The sequence below is a fragment of the Pseudomonas sp. TE24901 genome, from assembly GCF_054058375.1.
The window spans coordinates 396,382-416,355 of sequence record NZ_JBSSAF010000003.1 but is presented as its reverse complement, the minus strand read 5'-3'; the positions used below and the strand labels follow the sequence as shown (position 1 = coordinate 416,355).

Here is a 19,974-nt window from a genome sequence, read left to right as displayed (position 1 = left end):
GACCATGGCGCTGGCCAAACGCATCATCCCTTGCCTGGACGTCGACAACGGTCGCGTGGTCAAGGGCGTCAAGTTCGAGAACATCCGCGATGCCGGTGACCCGGTGGAAATCGCCCGTCGCTACGATGAGCAGGGTGCCGACGAGATTACCTTTCTCGACATCACCGCCAGCGTCGACGGTCGCGACACTACGTTGCATACCGTGGAACGCATGGCCAGCCAGGTCTTCATCCCGCTGACCGTGGGCGGTGGCGTGCGCACCGTGCAAGACATCCGCAACCTGCTCAACGCCGGCGCGGACAAGGTCTCGATCAACACGGCGGCGGTGTTCAACCCGGAGTTTGTCGGCGAAGCCGCGCAGCACTTCGGCTCCCAATGCATCGTCGTTGCCATCGACGCCAAGAAGGTTTCCGGCCCGGGCGAAACCCCGCGCTGGGAGATCTTCACCCATGGCGGCCGCAAACCTACCGGGCTGGATGCGGTGGAGTGGGCGATGAAGATGGAAGGCCTGGGGGCCGGTGAGATCCTGCTGACCAGCATGGACCAGGACGGCATGAAAAACGGCTTCGACCTGGGCGTGACCCGCGCCATCAGCGATGCGCTGGGCATCCCGGTGATCGCGTCAGGTGGTGTTGGCAACCTGCAGCACCTGGCCGACGGCGTGACCGAAGGCCATGCCAGTGCCGTACTGGCCGCGAGCATTTTCCACTTTGGCGAATACACCGTGCCCGAGGCCAAGGCCTACATGGCGGCGCGCGGTATCGTCGTTCGCTAAACGCTGCTGGACACCATGGCAGGGGCGGGGCACTCTCTGCGCTTGCCATGGATTTCGGTAACCTTCATGTTCAAACACTTGCTGCTTGCCCTCGCCAGTACGTCCATCTTCCTGGCGGGCTCGGCCCATGCCGAAGAGCCGTCTGACGCCGCCCTGGTGTTGCTGACGGAAAATTTCCCTCCCTACAACATGGCGAAAAACGGCAAGAACTTCGCCAAGGAAGAGAACATCGAAGGCATCGCCGTGGACATCGTGCGTGAGACCTTCAAGCGTGCCGGCGTTTCCTACAACCTCACCCTGCGATTCCCTTGGGAGCGAATCTACAAGCTCGCCCTGGAAAAACCCGGTTACGGCGTGTTCGTGATGGCCCGCCTGCCAGACCGTGAAGCCCTGTTCAAATGGGTCGGCCCCATCGGCCCGGACGATTGGGTGATGCTGGCCAAGGCCGACAGCAAGATCCAGTTGGCCGACCTGGAGCAGGCGCGGCGCTACAAGATTGGCGCCTATAAAGGTGACGCCATCGCCGAGACCCTGGAGAAGCAGGGCCTCAACCCGATCGTTGCCCTGCGCGACCAGGACAACGCGCAAAAGCTGGTGGATGGCCAGATCGACCTGTGGGCCACCGGTGATCCGGCGGGCCGTTACCTGGCCCGCCAGGTCGGGGTGACCGAATTGAAAACCGTGTTGCGCTTCAACAGTGCCCAGTTGTACCTGGCGCTGAACAAAGACGTACCGGATGATCTGGTCGCAAAGCTTCAGGCGGCACTCGATCAGTTACGGAATGAGGGTGTTGTCGACCAGATCATGGCCCGTTACCTCTAGCTCCGGCTGTGCCTGAGGAACTTCGACCGGTGGCGTTACCGCTTCGGGCGTTGGCTCAACGTTGGAGGATTCGCTCAAGTACACATGGTCGCCATTGTTATAGACGACGGTGCCTGACACCTGGCTGCCATCCTCGCGCAGCAAACGGTATTCACTGTGCAGAAGGTAAGCCGCAACGGCTTTTTTCGGCGGCACGTACGTGATGATTTCAAGCGGTGCAGAATGGCTCCAGCCTTTTGCCGAGCGCAGCGTATGGGTGAACTCCCGACCCAGATGCGCTGAAAAATTCAGCTCAAAGACATGTTCGCCAGCAGGCCATTCCTTGCCAAGTTCCACGCTGGTGTTGGCTGCCAATGCTTTGACATTCCCACCCAACTCACCTTTGGTGGCTGTCCACATGAACGGCTGGCTGGTTGCCTCGGTGTTATGCCCAAACCCTGCGAGCACGTGGCGATCAGTACGCTCCAGCCGATAAACCGGCGACGTCCCGAGCTGCTCGGTTGCCGTCAGTTCCAGGTCTTTTACGCAGAACCACGGCAATTCGCACACGTGCAGCGCGGAGGCGGTTTCCTCCTGCTGGGGGCTTTCATACCCGAGGAGGGCGGGCGGCGGTGGCAGGTCGCTGAGCTGCGCAGTGAGCGCCAGGCGCAGCGAATAGGCGGCAAGGCCCGTCTTGGCATAGCTGTCAGTGCCGATGAATGTACCCGGCGCCAGATAGAGTTCGCCTGCGCAAGCGTCAGGTAGGGCGGTCGACCAGAGACTCAAGTCGTTGGTGGAGCCGCTGCCTTTGTCGTTCCAGATCAGGTCGCCTACTTGAGCCGGCATCACCAGGTCTTCCCTGATACAACGCACGGCATGGCGTGAAGGCTTGTCGTAATCGACCCCGAACACCAGCCCCATCGCCACGTAGCCTTCGGGTGGCAGTGGGCGCCAGATGGACGCATTGTTTCGCGCCCCGGTTCCTTCGTCATGCCATACCCGTTGGTAGTCGACTGGCGGACGCAGGGCAGTGCCGTCGGTTTTGTTGACATCGCTGACCAAGGCGACGACTTTGCTTTGGTTGATATTGCGGTAATGACCGACCGCAACATCCCCCAGGGAGAAAAACGAGCTCAGCGCATCGGACGTTGCGCTGGGCCGCCACAGGCTGACGGCTTTGCGCGCACCCGAGCCCTTGTCATTCCACAGGGGCAGGAACTCGCTGGTAAAGCTGATGAGCAGGTCGTTGAATTGCAGAGGCTTCATGGAGGGCTCTCCAGTTGATTGAAGCCTCAACTATCGAGCAGCGCGGGCGCCGCCGAGTGGTATCTATCTACGCGCGGGAAGGTAGGTGCCGTTTTTTCCATGTGCCGCCATCGCCTGGTTGCTGCGCACGCTGATCATCAACTTGATATCGATCCAGTCAACGCCCTGGTCCTTGAGCTTGGGCAGCTCACGCTCCAGCACCGCGAGGGTTTGGGGGTAGGGGTGGCCGATCATGACGGCTGAACCCTGCTTGTGGGCCAGCTTGATGGCCGTCTGCAGTTGCGTGGTGATCGCTGCTTCCGTGCGTTCGTCATCGAGGAACACATCCCGCGAGACGTGCGCCAGGCCAATCTTCTGTGCCTCGGCGGCGGCGACGGTTTGCGCGCTGGTACGGCTGTCGACAAAGAACTTGTTGCGCCGTTGCAGCTCGGCCATCAACCATGCCATGGCGGCGGGCTGTGCGGTCATGCGGCTGCCCATGTGGTTGTTGATGCCAGCGGTATAGGGCACGGCCTTGAACGCGGCGTCCAGGCGCTTGCCGAGTTCTTCGAGGGGCAGCTCGGGGTGCCAGGCGAACGGGCCGGTTGCCGGGTCCATGGGCATGTGCAGGATCACGATCTTGCCGGCCTTGTGGGCTTCGCGGGCGAATTCGGCGGCGTGGGGTGTGTCGGGCATGATCGCCGTGGTCACCGGCCCAGGCAGGGCCAGCACGCGCCGATCCCGGGGCAGGTTCTGCCCCAGGTCGTCGATGATCAGGGTGAGGTAGGCTTTGTGAGGCTCGCCGGCCGGGGTCGCGTGGGCGACTCCGGCCAGGCTGCACAGCACAGCGATGATCAGGGCAAAACGCATATCAACGGCTGCGGGTGATGCTCAAGCCCTTGAGCAGGCTCAGCGCCTGGGCCAGTTGGTAGTCGTCGTCCTGCGGCATCGGCTTGGCTTTGGTGCCGCTGCCGGTAGGCTGGTCGGCGCCACCGTTGCCATTGCCCAAGTGGCCTTGCAGGTCGGCCTCTTTGTAGAACTCGCTGTCGGCCTCGTTGGTGATCTTGGCCTTGCGCACTTCGATGTCCGGAACGATGCCCTGGGCCTGGATCGAGCGACCATTCGGCGTGTAGTACAGCGCCGTGGTGATCTTCAATGCGCGATCGTTGTTCAGTGGCAACACGGTTTGTACCGAGCCTTTGCCGAAGCTGGTGGTGCCCATCAGCACGCCGCGTTTCTGGTCTTGCAGGGCGCCGGCAACGATTTCCGAAGCCGAGGCGCTGCCGCCGTTGATCAGCACGGCCAGTGGCACGCCTTCGCTGAGGTCATTGCCGGTGGCCGAGAAGCGCAGTTCGGAGTTGGCGATACGACCTTTTGTATAAACGATCAGGCCTTTGGTGATGAAGTGGTCGACCACTTCCACCGCTGCCTGCAGTACGCCGCCTGGGTTGTTACGCAGGTCGAGCACGATGCCGTTGAGCTTCTTGCCGTTGTCCTTGCGCAGCTTGGCCAGGGCCTTGGCCACTTCGTCGCCGGTCTTGACCTGGAACTGGGTGATGCGGATGTAGCCGTAGCCCGACTCCAGCAGCTGGCTCTTCACGCTCTTGACCGTGATGGTCGCGCGGGCCAGGGTCACGTCAAACGGGTTGCCGCCGTCGCGCACCAGCGTCAGGGTGATTTTCTGGCCGATCTTGCCGCGCATCTTGTCGACGGCTTCGGTCATGGTCTGGCCACGGGTCGGCTGGCCGTTGATCTTGACGATGAAGTCACCGGCCTGGATGCCAGCCTTGGACGCCGGGGTGTCATCGATCGGCGACACCACCTTGATGTTGCCGTCTTCGGAACCCACTTCAATGCCCAGGCCGCCGAACTCGCCGCTGGTGCTTTCCTGCAGCTCGGCGAAGTCTTCAGGCCCCAGGTAGGCGGAGTGCGGGTCAAGGTTGCTGAGCATGCCCTTGATGGCATTCTCCAGCAGGGTTTTGTCGTCTACAGGGTCGACATAGGCTGCCTTGATCCGGTCCATGACCTCGGCAAAGGTGCGCAGCTCGTCCAGCGGCAGCGGCGCCTTGGTGGTCGCTGCCGTGGCGACAGGCGCAGCCGGTGCGGCCTGGTCGGCGAAAGCCAGAGGCGCGCCGATCACGAGGGCGATCGTCAGGGCCAGCGAAGTGAGGCGGGACAAATGCAGCATGTCGAACGAACTCCTAATGTAGATGCGGCCCTATCCTTGGGAACGGCACCATTGTGCAGGATCGCTCGGGCGACCCTGCTGACGAATAGCGAAGTACAGCGCCGGGGTGTCCTGGCCACCACTGTTACCCACAGTGGAGATGGATTCACCGGCTTTTACAACATCACCTGCCGACTTGAGTAAAGTCTGATTGTGGCCGTAAAGGCTCAAATAGCCATTACCGTGGTCAAGAATCACCAACAAACCGGCCCCGCGCAGCCAATCGGCAAACACCACGCGCCCACCGTGCACCGCATGAACCTGGCTGCCGGCAGCGGCGCTGATCATCACGCCGTCCCACTTGGCCCGGGTGTCATCGCCGCGGGTTTCACCAAAGCGTGCCAGTAATCGACCATCAACTGGCCATGGAAGTTTGCCGCGAGCTGAAGCAAAAGGGCCACCGAAGGACTCGCCGCTGCTGGAAACCAGCGGGCCGGGCGCAGCATGTGCCGGTTTGCGGGGCGCCGGGGCATCCGAATTGGCTGCCAGCTCGGCCTCACGCTGGCGCTTTTTTTCGGCTTCCTGCTGGGCGATCAGCGCTTTTTGCCGCGCTTCTTCGGCCTCGCGTGCCTGGCGGGCCAGGGTTTCTTCGATGGTCTTGAGCACTTTGGCCAGGTCGGCCTGGTCCTGCTCGCGTGCCTGCAGCTTGGCGTCGCGGGCTTTTACGTCGTCGTTCAGCTTGGCCAGGGCCAGCTGGCGTTCCTTACGGACTTTGTCGAGCTGGTCGCGCTGGGTGTCGAGAGCGGTTTTCTGATCCAGCAGTTGCGACTGCTGGTCGGCGATTTCCTGCTCGACGTTGGCCAGTTGGCGCAGGGTTTCGTTGAAACCCTTCAATTGCGCCAGGCGTGCCTTGCTCAGGTAGTCGTAATAGGTGAGGGTGCGGGCGAATTTTTCCGGGTTCTGCTGGTTGAGCAGCAGCTTGAGGTATTCCTGGCGACCGCTCTGGTAGGCGGCGCGGGCCTGGATCGCGATCAGGCGTTGCTGTTCAACGCGTGCGCTCTGGAGTTTTTTTTTCTCAGCGTCGAGTCGCTCCAGTTCCGACTCGCTCTTCTTTAATTCTTTTTGTAGCTCCTGGACCTGCTTCTCGAGCTTGCCCATCTCGGTTTCCGTGCCGCGCAGGTCTTTCTGTACCCCGGATTTCTCTTCCTGGAGCTTGCCGAGCAGCTTTTTGAGCTCGGTAATGTCCTGACGCGTAGCGTCCAACTGTTGTTGGGTTTGTGCGCGCTCGTCGGCAAACGCCGGTTGGAGCAGGCAGACAAGAGCGAGGGTAATCAAGGCGCGAAGCATAGAGGCGGGCGACACCAGGGAAAGGGACGGCCTAGTATGCCCGCCAAGCGCGGCAAAAAAAATGCCCAATTCGGGCTGGGCCGCAAGATAGGTGCTGAGTGGCGGGGGTATGGCAAAAAGACATACTCAAAAGCGCCTCTTGACCTTGTGGGAGCTGGCTTGCCTGCGATGCGGACACCTCGGTGTTTCAGCGATACCGAGTTGATGCTATCGCAGGCAAGCCAGCTCCCACAGGGGCTCGCGGCGCTTGTGAGGGTTAAACCAGGATCGATGTACCGGTCATCTCGGCCGGCTTCTCCAGCCCCATCAGCTTCAGCATGGTCGGCGCCACATCTGCCAGCACACCGCCTTCGCGCACTTTCAGGTCGCGCTTGCCGACATAGATGAACGGTACCGGCTCGGTGGTGTGAGCGGTGTGGGCTTGGCCGGTGGACTCGTCGGACATCTGCTCGCAGTTACCGTGGTCGGCGGTGATCAGCGCTTCGCCGCCGACCTTTTCCAGGGCGTCGACAATACGGCCGACGCACGTGTCCAGGCACTCCACGGCCTTGATCGCGGCGTCCAGATTGCCGCTATGGCCGACCATGTCGCCGTTGGCGTAATTGACCACGATCACGTCATAGCGCTGGTTGTCGATGGCGTCGACGATCTTGTCGGTCACTTCCGGCGCGCTCATTTCTGGCTGCAGGTCGTAGGTGGCGACTTTTGGCGACGGGATCAGGATGCGCTCTTCGCCCGGGAACGGTTCTTCGCGCCCGCCGGAGAAGAAGAAGGTCACGTGGGCGTATTTCTCGGTTTCGGCGATGCGCAGCTGGGTCTTGCCGTTTTTCGCCAGGTAGTCGCCCAGTACGTTTTCCAGGCTGCCCGGGGCAAAAGCCGACGGGGCCGGGATGTTGGCGGCGTATTGGGTGAGCATCACGAACTCGACTTTCGGCTGGCGCGAGCGCTCGAAGTCCTTGAAACCGTCATCGACGAACACATGGCTCAGTTCGCGGGCGCGGTCGGCGCGGAAGTTCATGAACACCACGGCGTCGCCGTCTTCGACCTTCACCGGTTCGCCGATGGTGGTGGCCTTGACGAACTCATCGCTCTCGCCACGGGCGTAGGCGGCTTCCAGGCCTTGCTGGGCGGTGGCGGCGTTGAATTCGGCCTGGCCGTTGACGATCAGGTTGTAGGCCTGGGACACGCGGTCCCAGCGGTTGTCGCGGTCCATGGCGAAGTAGCGGCCGACCAGGCTGGCGATGCGGCCTTTGCCCAGCGCCGCGAACGTGGCGTCCAGCAGTTCGATGGACGATTGCGCGCTTTTTGGCGGCGTGTCACGGCCGTCGAGGAAGGCGTGCAGGTAGATCTTGTCGGCGCCGCGCTTGAAGGCCAGTTCGGCCATGGCGACCAGGTGGTCTTGGTGGCTATGGACGCCGCCGTCGGACAACAGGCCCATGAAGTGCACGGCCTTGCCAGCCGCAACTGCTTTATCTACCGCCGCGCAGATGGTCGGGTTCTCGAAGAACTCGCCGTCGCGGATGGCTTTGGTCACGCGGGTGAAGTCCTGATATACCACTCGTCCGGCGCCGAGGTTCATGTGGCCGACTTCCGAGTTGCCCATCTGGCCGTCGGGCAGGCCCACGTCCATGCCGGAACCGGAGATCAGGCCGTTGGGTACGCTGGCGGTCAGGCGGTCCAGTACCGGCTTGTTGGCCGCGTACACGGCGTTGTCGTGGTGGCTTTCACTGTGTCCGAAGCCATCGAGAATTATCAGGACCAAAGGTTTAGGCGTCGTAGTCATAGATCCTCTCGCGGCGGTAATAAAGGAAGACAATTGAAAAGGGAGTGGCAGTTTAAAGCGAAGTTCCGACGACGTCACCGCTTTACGGGGGTTGGCCCCCCCTGACGGCTGTGTATACTTACCGCCATTTTAACGCCCTGGAACCTCCTTGATGGTTGATCACCTGATTGCATTTGCCACTGCCCACTACCTGCTCGTGGGTGCCTTCGTCATCCTGCTGGCGCTGCTGATCGCTCATGAATTGAGCCGCGGTGGCCGCAGCCTGAGCACGGCGGAGCTGACCGCGCTGGTCAACAAGGATGAGGCCGTTGTCGTGGATATCCGCCCGGCCAAGGAATTCGCCACCGGCCATATCGTCGGTGCCCTGAACATTCCACAGGACAAGCTGATCGCGCGCCTGGCCGAGCTTGAAAAGCACAAGGCCAAGACCATCATCCTGGTCGACGCCCAAGGCCAGCACGCCGGCACCCATGCCCGCGAAATGCTCAAGACCGGTTTCACCGCCGCCAAACTGTCTGGTGGTATCAGCAGCTGGCGCGCCGATAACCTGCCGCTGGTGAAGTGATATGAGCCAGGTTGTCGTGTATTCCAGCGATTGGTGCCCTTACTGCATGCGGGCCAAGGCCCTGCTGGAGAAAAAGGGCGTTGCCTTCGAAGAGATCAAGGTCGACGGCAAACCCCAGGTGCGTGCCGAAATGGCCCAGAAGGCGGGGCGCACGTCTGTGCCGCAGATCTGGATCGGCGCCAAGCACATCGGTGGTTGCGACGACCTGTTCGCCCTGGAGCGCGCCGGTAAACTCGATGCGCTGCTGCTCGTCTGACTCCTAAACCCTAAAAGACCCCAAGATCAAGAAGGATCTGCGATGACTGACCAACAGAACACCGAAGCAGCAGAAGCTCAAGGCCCACAGTTTTCGCTGCAGCGGATCTACGTGCGTGACCTGTCGTTCGAAGCGCCGAAAAGCCCGGCGATCTTCCGCCAGGAATGGACCCCCAGCGTTGCGCTGGACCTGAACACCCGTCAGAAAGCCCTGGAAGGTGACTTCCACGAAGTCGTGCTGACCCTGTCGGTGACCGTCAAGAACGGCGAAGAAGTGGCTTTCATCGCTGAAGTGCAACAGGCCGGTATCTTCCTGATCCAGGGCCTGGACGAAGCGTCCATGAGCCACACCCTGGGCGCGTTCTGCCCGAACATCCTGTTCCCGTATGCCCGTGAGACCCTGGACAGCCTGGTCACCCGTGGCTCGTTCCCTGCGTTGATGCTGGCTCCGGTGAACTTCGATGCCCTGTACGCTCAAGAGCTGCAGCGCATGCAACAGGAAGGTTCGTCGACGGTTCAGTAAGCCGACGATGTAAAAAATGTGGGAGCGGGCTTGCTCGCGAATGCGGTACTTCAGTCGACATCTTCATTGACTGACACACCGCTTTCGCGAGCAAGCCCGCTCCCACATTTGTTATGGGTGTTACTTGAAACCGAGTTGGCGCCAGCCCTCGTAGACGGCGACGGCTACGGTGTTGGACAGGTTCAGGCTGCGGCAGCCCTCGCGCATCGGCAAGCGCAGGCGATGGCCGTCGGGCAGGGCGTCCAGCACCTCGGCCGGCAGGCCACGGCTTTCCGGGCCGAAGAGGAAGGCGTCGCCTTCGGCAAAGCTGACATCATGGAACGGCTGCGAGCCCTTGGTGGTGAACGCGAACAGCCGTGGATTCCCCAGGCTTTCCAGGCAGCTGGCCAGGTCGGCATGGCGCTGGAGGGTGGCGTACTCGTGGTAGTCCAGCCCGGCGCGGCGCAGGCGCTTGTCGTCCATGTCGAAGCCCAGGGGCTCGATCAAATGCAGGTGGCAGCCACTGTTGGCGCACAGCCTGATAACGTTGCCGGTGTTCGGCGGAATTTCTGGTTGAAAAAGGATGACGTGAAACATGCACGGCTCCGAAGGTAAAGATGCGCTGCATTCTACCCCTGAAGACGACCCAAGGCCGAAGCTATTGCCACGGGTGATGGGCTCTTTGGCGATTGTGGGGCTGATGATCGGCTTGATGATCGGCCGCCTGACCACACCCGACCCCGTCGAACTGCAGCAGGTCGAGACGGCGGCGGATGGCGTGGTGGTGTGGTTCAACAGCGAACCTAAGCTGCACGGCGAGCATATCGACGGCACCGTGGCCTTGCTGTTCGACGCCCAGGGCAAGGCGGCCAGCGGGCAGCTCAAGGTCAATGACAAGGATGTGAATTGGCGTACCCGCAAGACCGATGGCGGCCTGCTGCTGAACCTGGTGGCGGCCCGGCCGTTGCGTGGAGCGTGGAAGGGGGAGAAGGTCGATGGCCGCTGGCGGCTGGAGATCCATCTCCAAGAGCAATAAAAGAGGGAGTCCCCGGCCTGCCTGTACCAAGGTCCCCGAAACGGGCTGGGGCTATGGGCGCTGTGCCACATAAGCCCCGGGTGTAAAGAAGGGAGTTCCCGGCCTGCCTGTACCAGGGCTCCCAAAACGGGGTGAAGCCTTCAAGGCTTCGGTGTTAAAGAGGGAATCCCCGGCCTGCCTGTACCGAGGTTCCCCAAAACGGTGTGGAGCGCGACGCGGTTCGCATCAAGCACCCCGGGTGTAAAGAGGGGATTCTCGGCCTGCCTGTACCAAGGTCCCCGAAACTGGGTTGTACAAGGGTTATTGCAGGGCGCGTGCCAGAGTGGCCAGGTTGTGCCAAAAAATTTCTACAGAAAGCGCAAAGCCCCGGAATACGGGGCTTTGGTGTTTTTGGATTTCAGGAATTTTTCCGCATCGCGGGACTTTCAGGTAGTGGATCCGTGCCCGATGCTAGTTCATGGTGCATTGAAGCGGTGCACGGTCATGGCGCCCTGTGCAGATCCAAATGTGGGAGCGGGCTTGCTCGCGAATGCGGTATATCAGGCACAGATGTTCTGTCTGAACCACCGCATTCGCGAGCAAGCCCGCTCCCACATTAGATTTCCAGCAATTCAGAAATTGGGTTCAGGCTTCATCGCCCTCGTCATCATCCCCACCATCAACTTTCATCCCCAATTCCTTGATCTTGCGCGTCAAGGTGTTGCGGCCCCAGCCCAGCAGCACGGCGGCGTCGCGGCGGCGACCTGCGGTGTGCTTGAGTGCGGTCTCGATCATGATCCGCTCGAACGCCGGTACGGCGCTGTCCAGCAGATTCGATTGGCCGCGTGCCAGGGCCTGGTCGGCCCATTGGCGCAGGGCCTGCTCCCAGTTGGTCACCGGTGCCGAATCCTGCGGCAGGCTCAGCAGCTCGGGCGGCAGGTCACTGATGTGCACTTCGCGCCCGGACGCCATCACCGTGATCCAGCGGCAGGTGTTCTCCAGCTGGCGCACGTTGCCGGGCCATGGCAGGTTCTTCAGGTACTCCTCAGTCTCGCTTTTCAGCAGCTTCGGCTCCACGGCCAGCTCTTGGGCGGCGCGGCTGAGGAAGTGGCGGGCGAGGGTCGGGATGTCTTCGCGACGGTCCGACATACGCGGAATATGGATGCGGATCACATTAAGGCGGTGGAACAAGTCCTCGCGGAACTTGCCGGCGTGCACCAGGGTTTCCAGGTTCTGGTGGGTCGCGGCGATGATGCGCACGTCCACCTTGACCGGTGTGTGCCCGCCCACGCGATAGAACTCACCGTCGGCCAGTACGCGCAGCAGGCGCGTCTGGGTGTCGGCTGGCATGTCGCCGATTTCATCGAGGAACAAGGTGCCGCCGTCGGCCTGCTCAAAACGCCCACGGCGCAGGTTGGCCGCACCGGTGAAGGCGCCTTTTTCATGGCCGAACAGCTCGGACTCCATCAAGTCCTTGGGAATTGCCGCCATGTTCAGCGCGATAAACGGCGAGGCCGCCCGTGGGCTGTGGCGATGCAGGGCGTGGGCCACCAGCTCTTTACCGGTGCCCGACTCGCCGTTGATCAGCACGGTGATGTTGGAGTGGCTCAAACGCCCGATGGCGCGAAACACTTCCTGCATCGCCGGCGCTTCGCCGATGATTTCCGGGGTGCGGGTCAGGGTCGGCGGCGCTTCCTGGTTCTGCTGTTCCTGGGCGTGCTGGTTGGCGCGTTTGACCAGTGCCACCGCCTCGTCCACGTCGAACGGTTTGGGCAGGTATTCAAAGGCGCCACCCTGGTAGGACGCGACAGCGCTGTCCAGGTCCGAGTGCGCGGTCATGATGATCACCGGCAAGCGTGGGTGCTGCTCGCGGATGCGCGCCAGCAAGTCCAGGCCACTGGCGCCGGGCATGCGGATATCGGAGATGATCACATCCGGTTGCTGACGCGCCAGGCGGCTCATCACCCCATCGGCGCTGTCGAAGCTCTGGGTGGTCATGCCTTCCTGTTGCAAGGCTTTCTCGAGGACCCAGCGGATAGAACGGTCGTCATCGACGATCCAGACAGTTTCACTACGGCTCATGTCGATGGGGCTCCTTGTTCCAGAGGCAGAAAGATCGAGAAGGTGGTGTGGCCAGGATGGCTCTCACATTCGATCAGACCCTGGTGCTGGCTGATGATGTTCTGGGTAATGGCCAGGCCCAGCCCGGTGCCATCCGGGCGGCCGCTGACCATGGGAAAGAAGATGGTTTCCTGAAGTTCCGCAGGAATGCCCGGACCGTTGTCGATGATCTCGACCTTGGTCACCAGGCGATGGCGTACATGGCCGATGGTGAACTGGCGCAGGGCGCGGGTGCGCAGGCTGATGCGGCCCAGGCGCAGCTCGTTCTGGCTGCTGATGGCCTGCATGGCGTTGCGCACGATGTTGAGCACCGCCTGGATCATCTGTTCGCGGTCGATCAAGACATCGGGAATGCTCGGGTCATAGTCGCGCACCAAGGTGATGCAGCCCTGGCTTTCGGCCTCCACCAACTGGCAGACGCGTTCGAGCACTTCGTGCACGTTGGTCATCGCCAGCGACGGCAACTTGTTGGAACCGAGCATGCGGTCCACCAGGTTACGCAGGCGGTCGGCTTCCTCGATGATGACGTTGGTGTAGTCCTTGAGATTCTCGTCGGGCAGCTCGCGGGCCAGCAATTGCGCCGCGCCACGGATGCCTCCCAGCGGGTTCTTGATTTCATGGGCCAGGCCGCGCACCAGCATCTTGCTGGTCTCCTGCTTGGACAACTGCGCTTCCTCCTTGGTGATGCGCAGCAGGCGGTCGCGGGGGTGCACTTCCAGCAATAGCAGGGTGGCGCCGTTGCTCAGGATGGGGGTCACGGCGTAGTCGACGGTCAACGTCTGGCCGGTAAGGGCCGTGAGCATCGCCTCGCGCTTGGTGAACGGGTGTGCCTGCTCCACCGCCTGGCGCAGCGAGCTCAAGGCCTCGGCCGACTCGGTGAACAATTCGCTGATGAACTGCCCATGGCTGCGCTGGCCGCTGATGGCCAGGAGCATCTCCGCCGCCGGGTTCATGTACTCAAGACGCAGGTCGTCATTGAGCAGGATGGTCGCCGTGGTCAGGTTGTCGAGTAGCAAACGGTGCAGTGCATCGCTGATGGTCATCAGGACCTCTTTTGGAGCAAGGCGCGGGCTTCGGGCACACGCTGATACAAGGAAAATGCAAAAACCAAACCAAGGCTCCGAAAAGAAGCGCGAAACCCCTGAAATGGGGGTTTTAGGCGCGAAACTGTGGCGTTCTGCCAGCTTGCTCGGGAAGTTTCGAACCAAAATGGGCTGAGTCGATGGGAAGGGTGCAGCCTATCGCACCAATATAGTGCGGTTTTGTGAAGGTTGTTCAGGAAGCACCTGAATGAGCGCAATTCAAATGTGGGAGCGGGCTTGCTCGCGAATACGGTACTTCAGTCGACATCTTCATTGACTGATGCGCCGCTTTCGCGAGCAAGCCCGCTCCCACAGTTTTGATGGGGTTTGCAGGCTCTAGCCTTTGTGGATGCACAGCTCGGCGGTGGCGCGGATCATCGCCAGTTGTTGCATGGGCTCGTTCAGCGGTTCGTGGACGGCCTGCGCCAGCCACTGCGGGCACTGAGGGTCGGTGCGTTGCGGGGTGAAGTCCGCCAATTGCTGGAGCAGGCGTTTTTGCAGTTCGTCGAGGCGGGGGCGAATCTGCTTCACCAAGTCCGGGCGTGGATCGTCGGGCGACTTGCCCTGGAACTGCCAGTCGGACAGCAGGGTGTATTGCACCAGTTTGTTGGCTTCGATCTGCGCCGAGAAAAACTGCTCGGCGGCAGCAGGGCTCAGTTTGTAGCTCGGTGCCTGGGTGGCAGCACTGGCGATCACCTCTTGTTCGCGCGTCTTGTCCTCCACGGGCTTGTGGCTGTCCCATTTGCTCAGGGCGACCTGTTCGGCGATCTGCAGGCGTTCGGCGATGCTGTTGAGCAGGGGGTCGAGCGTGGGTGGCGCAGCGTGGGCGCTGGCACTGGCAAATAGCAGGGCAAATAAGAGTCGACGTTTCAACGGTGATCTCCTGATGGGAGGGCGCCAGCCCTCTTTTATAGTGTTCAAAAAGCCTGGGCAAAAAAAAGACCTCCCGAAGGAGGCCTTTCTTGTCACGCTACGTCAAGTAGCGCTACTGGATTAGCAGCTGTAGTACAGCTCGTATTCCAGTGGGTGTACGAAGGTGCGTACTTTGATTTCTTCTTCGCTTTTCAGCTCGATGTAGGCATCGATGAAGTCGTCGCTGAATACGCCGCCTTTGGTCAGGAACGCACGGCCCTTGTCCAGCTCTTCCAGGGCTTCTTTCAGGCTGCCGCACACTTGTGGGATCTCTTTGGCCTCTTCAGGCGGCAGGTCATACAAGTTTTTGTCGGCGGCATCGCCAGGGTGGATCTTGTTCTGGATACCGTCCAGACCCGCCATTACCAGGGCAGCGAAGGCCAGGTATGGGTTGGCTGCTGGATCCGGGAAGCGGGCTTCGATGCGGCGAGCGCGAGGGCTGGACACGTAAGGAATACGGATCGAGGCGGAGCGGTTACGCGCCGAGTAGGCCAGCATTACCGGTGCTTCGAAACCTGGGACCAGACGCTTGTAGGAGTTGGTCGACGGGTTGGTGAAGCCGTTCAGGGCCTTACCGTGCTTGATGATACCGCCGATGAAGTACAGGGCAGTGTCGGACAGGCCGGCATAACCTTCGCCAGCGAAGGTGTTCTTGCCTTCTTTAGCGATGGACAGGTGAACATGCATACCCGAACCGTTATCGCCGTACAGAGGCTTAGGCATGAAGGTAGCGGTACGGCCGTAGGCATCAGCCACGTTGTGTACGCAGTACTTCAGGGTCTGAACTTCGTCAGCCTTGGCAACCAGGGTGTTGAACTTCACGCCGATTTCGTTCTGGCCGGCAGTCGCCACTTCGTGGTGGTGAACTTCGATGACCAGGCCCATTTCTTCCATGGCGTTGCACATGGAGGTACGGATTTCGTGGTCGTGGTCGAACGGCGGAACTGGGAAGTAGCCACCTTTGATACCTGGACGGTGGCCTTTGTTGCCGCCTTCCACGTCCTGGTCGGACATCCACGAACCTTGTTCGGAGAAGATCTTGAACATGGAGCCGGAGATGTCGGACTTGAACTTGACCGAATCAAAGATGAAGAATTCTGGCTCTGGGCCTACGAATACAGTGTCGCCGATACCGGTCGACTTCAGGTATTCCTCGGCACGCTTGGCGATCGCACGTGGGTCGCGGTCGTAGCCTTGCATGGTCGAAGGCTCGATCACGTCGCAGACGATGATCAGGGTTGGGTCTTCGGTGAACGGGTCGAGCACGGCAGTGCTGTCGTCCGGCATCAGGATCATGTCGGAAGCTTCGATGCCTTTCCAGCCAGCGATGGAGGAGCCGTCGAACATTTTGCCTTCTTCGAAGAAAGCATCATCCAGCGCGTCGCGAGCCGGCATGGTCACGTGGTGCTGAGTACCTTTGGTGTCCGTGAAGCGCAGATCAATCCATTTAACGTCATGATCTTTGATGAGTTGAACCGACTTCGACATGGTGTCCTCCGGGTGGCTTCGGGCTGGGTAGTGGAGTTAGCCCTTAGAATGTGGGTGATGCCGGCGCGGATACTCCGCCAAGGCAACCTGCCTCACAAGGGAGCAAATTGCATGCCAGTGCGCCAACATGGCCTTTTTGCCTCAAAATGGCCCCTATAACGGTGCAATCCGCTGAAACGGAAAAAATAACGCACTGCAATGTAGCGTTAATTCGTGAAAATGACCTGTTTTGGTGCGCTCAACCTGTTGTGCATATTAACTGGTTAAACCTTGAGCGATTTCCGCTATAATCCGCGCCCCCCTTTTTCAGCAGGCCCGGCGCGCGCTGTTTCCATGAAATTAATCGTTAAAGTCTTCCCCGAGATCACCATCAAGAGCCGACCGGTACGGACGCGTTTCATCCGTCAATTGGCCAAGAACATCCGTGCCGTGCTCCGAGACCTGGACCCGGCTGTGGTGGTGAACGGTGTGTGGGACAACCTCGAGCTGGAAACCCGCATTACCGACGCCAAAGCCTTGAAGGACATGACCGAGCGCCTGAGCTGCATGCCGGGCATCGCGCATTTCCTGCAGGTGGATGAGTACGCGCTGGGCGACTTCGACGACATCACCGAGAAGTGCAAGCAGCACTACGGTGACTCGCTGACCGGCAAGATCTTTTCGGTGCGCTGCAAGCGCGCCGGCAAGCACCCGTTCAGCTCCATGGACGTCGAAAAATACGTCGGCAGCAAGCTGCGTCGCGAGTGCGGCGCGGCAGGAATCTCGCTGAAAACGCCGGAAATCGAAGTCCGTATCGAAATTCGCGACCAACGGTTGTTTGTGATCCACAGCCAGCACAACAGCATCGGCGGCTACCCGCTGGGCGCCCTGGAACAGACCCTGGTACTCATGTCCGGCGGTTTCGATTCCACGGTGGCGGCCTACCAGATCATGCGCCGTGGCCTGATGAGCCACTTCTGCTTCTTTAACCTGGGCGGGCGTGCACACGAATTGGGCGTGATGGAAGTTGCGCACTTTATCTGGAAGAAATACGGCAGCTCCCAACGCGTGCTATTTGTGAGCGTACCGTTCGAGGAAGTGCTGGGAGAAATTCTCGGTAAAGTCGATAACGGTCATATGGGCGTAGTATTGAAGCGTATGATGTTGCGCGCGGCGTCGAGCATTGCCGACCGCCTGCACATCGATGCGCTGGTGACCGGTGAAGCGATCTCCCAGGTGTCCAGCCAGACGCTGCCCAACCTGTCGATCATCGATTGCGTCACCGAGAAGCTGGTCTTGCGCCCGCTGATCGCCAGCCACAAGCAGGACATCATCGACCTGGCAGAAGAAATCGGCACCGCCGACTTTGCCAAGCACATGCCTGAGTACTGCGGGGTCATTTCGGTGAACCCCAAGACCCACGCCAAGCGTTACCGCGTGGAGCATGAAGAGAAAGAATTCGACATGGCGATCCTGGAGCGTGCGCTCGAGAACGCCAAGCTGGTCCCGATCGATCGCGTGATCGACGAGTTGGGCCAGGATGTGAAGATCGAAGAAGTCAGCGAAGCCCTGGCCGGCCAGATCGTCATCGACATCCGTCACCCGGATGCCGCTGAAGATGAGCCACTGGAAATCGCTGGCATCGACGTGCAAACGCTGCCGTTCTACGCACTGAACGCGCGTTTCAAGGAACTGGATAACAGCCGTCAGTACCTGCTGTATTGCGACAAAGGCGTGATGAGTCGCCTGCATGCCCACCATTTGCTCAGTGAGGGGCATGCCAATGTGCGCGTTTATCGACCGAGCTAAGAGCCCGGGGCTGTTTGCCTGTGGCCTGCGTCACCGGCCCCCCGACTCTGCCGTCAAGCTGTAACGGCAAGGCCTGACTCTACTGTTAATCGCTGCCACGACCTGTCAGCACACCGAATCCTCTGATCGAGATACACAAGTGATCGAAAATCTACGTAACATCGCCATCATTGCTCACGTTGACCATGGTAAAACCACCCTGGTAGACAAACTCCTGCGTCAATCCGGCACCCTGGAGCGCAACGAGCTCAACGACGAGCGCGTGATGGACTCCAACGACCAGGAAAAAGAGCGCGGTATTACCATCCTGGCAAAAAACACCGCTATCAACTGGAACGGCTACCACATCAACATCGTGGACACCCCGGGCCACGCCGACTTCGGCGGCGAAGTAGAACGCGTCATGTCGATGGTTGACTCCGTTCTGCTGCTGGTTGATGCCCAAGACGGCCCTATGCCGCAAACCCGTTTCGTGACCAAGAAGGCGTTCGAAGCCGGCCTGCGTCCGATCGTGTGCATCAACAAGGTTGACCGTCCAGGCGCGCGTCCGGACTGGGTTCTGGACCAGATCTTCGACCTGTTCGACAACCTGGGTGCCACCGAAGAACAGCTGGACTTCAAAGTCGTCTACGCCTCGGCCCTGAACGGTATTGCCGGTCTGGACCACAACGACATGGCTGAAGACATGACCCCGCTGTACCAGTCGATCGTCGACAACGTGCCAGCACCGGCTGTTGACCGTGACGGCGCGTTCCAGATGCAGATCTCCGCTCTGGACTACAACAGCTTCCTGGGTGTTATCGGCGTTGGCCGTATCGCTCGTGGTCGCGTCAAGCCGAACACTCCGGTTGTCGCTATCGGTGCCGACGGCAAGAAGCGCAACGGTCGTATCCTGAAGCTGATGGGTCACCACGGTCTGCACCGTGTAGACGTTGAAGAAGCAGCTGCTGGCGACATCGTGTGCATCAGCGGTATGGACTCGCTGTTCATCTCCGACACCCTGTGCCACCCGGACACCGTCGAGGCGATGAAGCCTCTGACCGTTGACGAGCCAACCGTTTCCATGACCTTCCAGGTAAACGACTCGCCTTTCTGCGGTAAAGAAGGCAAGTTCGTGACCTCCCGTAACATCAAGGAGCGTCTGGACAAAGAGCTGCTGTACAACGTTGCTCTGCGCGTTGAAGAAGGCGACTCGGCTGACAAGTTCAAGGTTTCCGGCCGTGGTGAGCTGCACCTCTCGGTACTGATCGAAACCATGCGTCGCGAAGGCTTCGAAATGGGCGTTGGTCGTCCAGAAGTGATCATCCGTCAAGTTGACGGCGTGAAGCAGGAACCGTTCGAAAACGTCACCATCGACACCCCGGAAGAATCCCAGGGCAAGGTGATGGAAGAGATGGGTCTGCGTAAAGGCGACCTGACCAACATGGTGCCGGATGGCAAAGGCCGTGTACGTCTGGAATACAACATCCCTGCTCGTGGTCTGATCGGTTTCCGTAACCAGTTCCTGACCCTGACCAACGGTGCTGGCATCCTGACCTCGATCTTCGATCGCTACGACACCATGAAGTCCGGCGACATGTCCGGCCGTCAGAACGGTGTTCTGGTATCGGTAGAAACCGGCAAGGCACTGACCTACTCCCTGGAAACCCTCCAGGCGCGTGGCAAGCTGTTTGTTGAACACGGTCAAGAGATCTACAACGGCCAGATCGTTGGTCTGAACAGCCGTGACAACGACATGGGCGTCAACCCAACCAAAGGCAAGAAGCTCGACAACATGCGTGCTTCGGGTAAAGACGAAACCATCGCCCTGGTTCCACCTGTTCGCTTTACCCTGGAACAGGCTCTGGAATTCATCCAGGACGACGAGCTGTGCGAAGTGACACCTAAGTCGATCCGCCTGCGTAAGAAGATCCTGGACGAAGGCGAGCGTACCCGCGCTGCCAAGAAAGCCAAGAACTGAGTTAACTCAGGCTGAATGAAAAACGCCCCCGGTCGAAAGGCCGGGGGCGTTTTTTTTATGCCTGGATTCTGTGCGACGCGGGCTCTTGTAGTGAGCGGGCTTGCCCCGCGCTGGGTGGCGAAGCCGCCCTAAATCCAGACACCTCGGTGTTTCAGTCAGACCGAGGCG

The 19,974-nt window shown here is 60.4% G+C and carries 18 protein-coding genes; 8 read left to right on the top strand and 10 right to left on the bottom strand.

The genetic code is table 11. From position 1 onward, the window contains the following. The first annotated feature begins 4 nt into the window (after positions 1–4). Positions 5–775: an imidazole glycerol phosphate synthase subunit HisF gene (hisF, locus tag ACVWVP_RS08005; RefSeq protein ID WP_016972251.1), complete on the top strand. Its 771-nt coding sequence runs from the start codon at positions 5–7 to the stop codon at positions 773–775. A gap of 66 nt (positions 776–841) precedes the next feature. Continuing rightward, positions 842–1,597 (top strand): substrate-binding periplasmic protein, encoded by a 756-nt coding sequence (locus ACVWVP_RS08000; protein ID WP_178918543.1) that lies wholly within the window; start codon positions 842–844, stop codon positions 1,595–1,597. Here the strand turns inward: ACVWVP_RS08000 and ACVWVP_RS07995 are convergent. From ACVWVP_RS07995 to gpmI, 5 genes are all read right to left on the bottom strand, one after another. Continuing rightward, the gene (locus tag ACVWVP_RS07995) at positions 1,550–2,842 is read right to left on the bottom strand and encodes a Vps62-related protein (protein WP_457405138.1); all 1,293 of its coding nucleotides are present in this window, start codon (positions 2,840–2,842) and stop codon (positions 1,550–1,552) included. The genes ACVWVP_RS08000 and ACVWVP_RS07995 overlap by 48 nt on opposite strands. 63 nt (positions 2,843–2,905) lie before the next feature. After that, positions 2,906–3,691, bottom strand: a complete 786-nt coding sequence (locus ACVWVP_RS07990) for a divergent polysaccharide deacetylase family protein (protein WP_259172762.1) — start codon at positions 3,689–3,691, stop codon at positions 2,906–2,908. A 1-nt stretch (position 3,692) separates the two neighbouring features. Next, on the bottom strand, positions 3,693–5,009 hold the full coding sequence (locus ACVWVP_RS07985) for a S41 family peptidase (RefSeq protein ID WP_457405134.1): 1,317 nt from the start codon (positions 5,007–5,009) through the stop codon (positions 3,693–3,695). A gap of 30 nt (positions 5,010–5,039) precedes the next feature. After that, the gene (locus tag ACVWVP_RS07980) at positions 5,040–6,335 is read right to left on the bottom strand and encodes a murein hydrolase activator EnvC family protein (protein WP_178918547.1); all 1,296 of its coding nucleotides are present in this window, start codon (positions 6,333–6,335) and stop codon (positions 5,040–5,042) included. A gap of 256 nt (positions 6,336–6,591) precedes the next feature. Next, positions 6,592–8,118, bottom strand: coding sequence for a 2,3-bisphosphoglycerate-independent phosphoglycerate mutase (gpmI, locus tag ACVWVP_RS07975; protein WP_178918548.1), 1,527 nt, complete (start codon positions 8,116–8,118; stop codon positions 6,592–6,594). A gap of 151 nt (positions 8,119–8,269) precedes the next feature. Between gpmI and ACVWVP_RS07970 the strand changes: the two genes are divergently transcribed. Genes ACVWVP_RS07970 through secB form a run of 3 tightly spaced genes read left to right on the top strand, consistent with a single transcriptional unit; the run spans position 8,270 to position 9,461 of the window. Then, positions 8,270–8,683: a rhodanese-like domain-containing protein gene (locus ACVWVP_RS07970; protein WP_176997282.1), complete on the top strand. Its 414-nt coding sequence runs from the start codon at positions 8,270–8,272 to the stop codon at positions 8,681–8,683. 1 nt (position 8,684) lies between these two features. Then, the gene (gene grxC / locus ACVWVP_RS07965) at positions 8,685–8,939 is read left to right on the top strand and encodes a glutaredoxin 3 (RefSeq protein WP_010213876.1); all 255 of its coding nucleotides are present in this window, start codon (positions 8,685–8,687) and stop codon (positions 8,937–8,939) included. Positions 8,940–8,981: 42 nt separating this feature from the next. After that, positions 8,982–9,461, top strand: coding sequence for a protein-export chaperone SecB (gene secB / locus ACVWVP_RS07960; protein WP_012721755.1), 480 nt, complete (start codon positions 8,982–8,984; stop codon positions 9,459–9,461). 120 nt (positions 9,462–9,581) lie between these two features. On the opposite strand, the gene ACVWVP_RS07955 is transcribed toward secB, so the two are convergent. Continuing rightward, positions 9,582–10,037 (bottom strand): tRNA (cytidine(34)-2'-O)-methyltransferase, encoded by a 456-nt coding sequence (locus tag ACVWVP_RS07955; RefSeq protein WP_259172760.1) that lies wholly within the window; start codon positions 10,035–10,037, stop codon positions 9,582–9,584. Here ACVWVP_RS07955 and ACVWVP_RS07950 point away from each other — a divergent pair. Continuing rightward, positions 10,036–10,476, top strand: coding sequence for a hypothetical protein (locus ACVWVP_RS07950; RefSeq protein ID WP_178918549.1), 441 nt, complete (start codon positions 10,036–10,038; stop codon positions 10,474–10,476). The genes ACVWVP_RS07955 and ACVWVP_RS07950 overlap by 2 nt on opposite strands. Positions 10,477–11,100: 624 nt before the next feature. On the opposite strand, the gene ntrC is transcribed toward ACVWVP_RS07950, so the two are convergent. From ntrC to glnA, 4 genes are all read right to left on the bottom strand, one after another. Next, the gene (gene ntrC / locus ACVWVP_RS07945; RefSeq protein WP_017529547.1) at positions 11,101–12,537 is read right to left on the bottom strand and encodes a nitrogen regulation protein NR(I); all 1,437 of its coding nucleotides are present in this window, start codon (positions 12,535–12,537) and stop codon (positions 11,101–11,103) included. Continuing rightward, entirely contained in the window at positions 12,534–13,619 is a 1,086-nt protein-coding gene (glnL, locus tag ACVWVP_RS07940; protein WP_016979130.1) for a nitrogen regulation protein NR(II), read from the bottom strand. Before glnL ends, ntrC begins: the two co-directional genes overlap by 4 nt. A 375-nt stretch (positions 13,620–13,994) precedes the next feature. Further along, on the bottom strand, positions 13,995–14,531 hold the full coding sequence (locus ACVWVP_RS07935) for a chorismate mutase (RefSeq protein WP_457405132.1): 537 nt from the start codon (positions 14,529–14,531) through the stop codon (positions 13,995–13,997). Positions 14,532–14,651: 120 nt separating this feature from the next. Beyond that, positions 14,652–16,058, bottom strand: coding sequence for a glutamate--ammonia ligase (glnA, locus tag ACVWVP_RS07930; RefSeq protein ID WP_024072899.1), 1,407 nt, complete (start codon positions 16,056–16,058; stop codon positions 14,652–14,654). Positions 16,059–16,391: 333 nt separating this feature from the next. Between glnA and thiI the strand changes: the two genes are divergently transcribed. Both thiI and typA read left to right on the top strand, forming a co-directional pair. Continuing rightward, positions 16,392–17,846 (top strand): tRNA uracil 4-sulfurtransferase ThiI, encoded by a 1,455-nt coding sequence (gene thiI / locus ACVWVP_RS07925; protein WP_178918551.1) that lies wholly within the window; start codon positions 16,392–16,394, stop codon positions 17,844–17,846. Positions 17,847–17,985: 139 nt separating this feature from the next. Next, positions 17,986–19,806 (top strand): translational GTPase TypA, encoded by a 1,821-nt coding sequence (gene typA / locus ACVWVP_RS07920; protein WP_135289133.1) that lies wholly within the window; start codon positions 17,986–17,988, stop codon positions 19,804–19,806. Positions 19,807–19,974 lie beyond the last annotated feature (168 nt).

Excerpts from the sequence above, each read along its gene's own strand:
- hisF (WP_016972251.1), top strand. The coding sequence starts at position 5 with ATGGCGCTGGCCAAACGCATCATCCCTTGCCTGGACGTCGACAACGGT.
- ACVWVP_RS08000 (WP_178918543.1), top strand. The coding sequence starts at position 842 with ATGTTCAAACACTTGCTGCTTGCCCTCGCCAGTACGTCCATCTTCCTG.
- ACVWVP_RS07995 (WP_457405138.1), bottom strand. The coding sequence starts at position 2,842 with ATGAAGCCTCTGCAATTCAACGACCTGCTCATCAGCTTTACCAGCGAG.
- ACVWVP_RS07990 (WP_259172762.1), bottom strand. The coding sequence starts at position 3,691 with ATGCGTTTTGCCCTGATCATCGCTGTGCTGTGCAGCCTGGCCGGAGTC.
- ACVWVP_RS07985 (WP_457405134.1), bottom strand. The coding sequence starts at position 5,009 with ATGCTGCATTTGTCCCGCCTCACTTCGCTGGCCCTGACGATCGCCCTC.
- ACVWVP_RS07980 (WP_178918547.1), bottom strand. The coding sequence starts at position 6,335 with ATGCTTCGCGCCTTGATTACCCTCGCTCTTGTCTGCCTGCTCCAACCG.
- gpmI (WP_178918548.1), bottom strand. The coding sequence starts at position 8,118 with ATGACTACGACGCCTAAACCTTTGGTCCTGATAATTCTCGATGGCTTC.
- ACVWVP_RS07970 (WP_176997282.1), top strand. The coding sequence starts at position 8,270 with ATGGTTGATCACCTGATTGCATTTGCCACTGCCCACTACCTGCTCGTG.
- grxC (WP_010213876.1), top strand. The coding sequence starts at position 8,685 with ATGAGCCAGGTTGTCGTGTATTCCAGCGATTGGTGCCCTTACTGCATG.
- secB (WP_012721755.1), top strand. The coding sequence starts at position 8,982 with ATGACTGACCAACAGAACACCGAAGCAGCAGAAGCTCAAGGCCCACAG.
- ACVWVP_RS07950 (WP_178918549.1), top strand. The coding sequence starts at position 10,036 with ATGCACGGCTCCGAAGGTAAAGATGCGCTGCATTCTACCCCTGAAGAC.
- ACVWVP_RS07955 (WP_259172760.1), bottom strand. The coding sequence starts at position 10,037 with ATGTTTCACGTCATCCTTTTTCAACCAGAAATTCCGCCGAACACCGGC.
- ntrC (WP_017529547.1), bottom strand. The coding sequence starts at position 12,537 with ATGAGCCGTAGTGAAACTGTCTGGATCGTCGATGACGACCGTTCTATC.
- glnL (WP_016979130.1), bottom strand. The coding sequence starts at position 13,619 with ATGACCATCAGCGATGCACTGCACCGTTTGCTACTCGACAACCTGACC.
- glnA (WP_024072899.1), bottom strand. The coding sequence starts at position 16,058 with ATGTCGAAGTCGGTTCAACTCATCAAAGATCATGACGTTAAATGGATT.
- thiI (WP_178918551.1), top strand. The coding sequence starts at position 16,392 with ATGAAATTAATCGTTAAAGTCTTCCCCGAGATCACCATCAAGAGCCGA.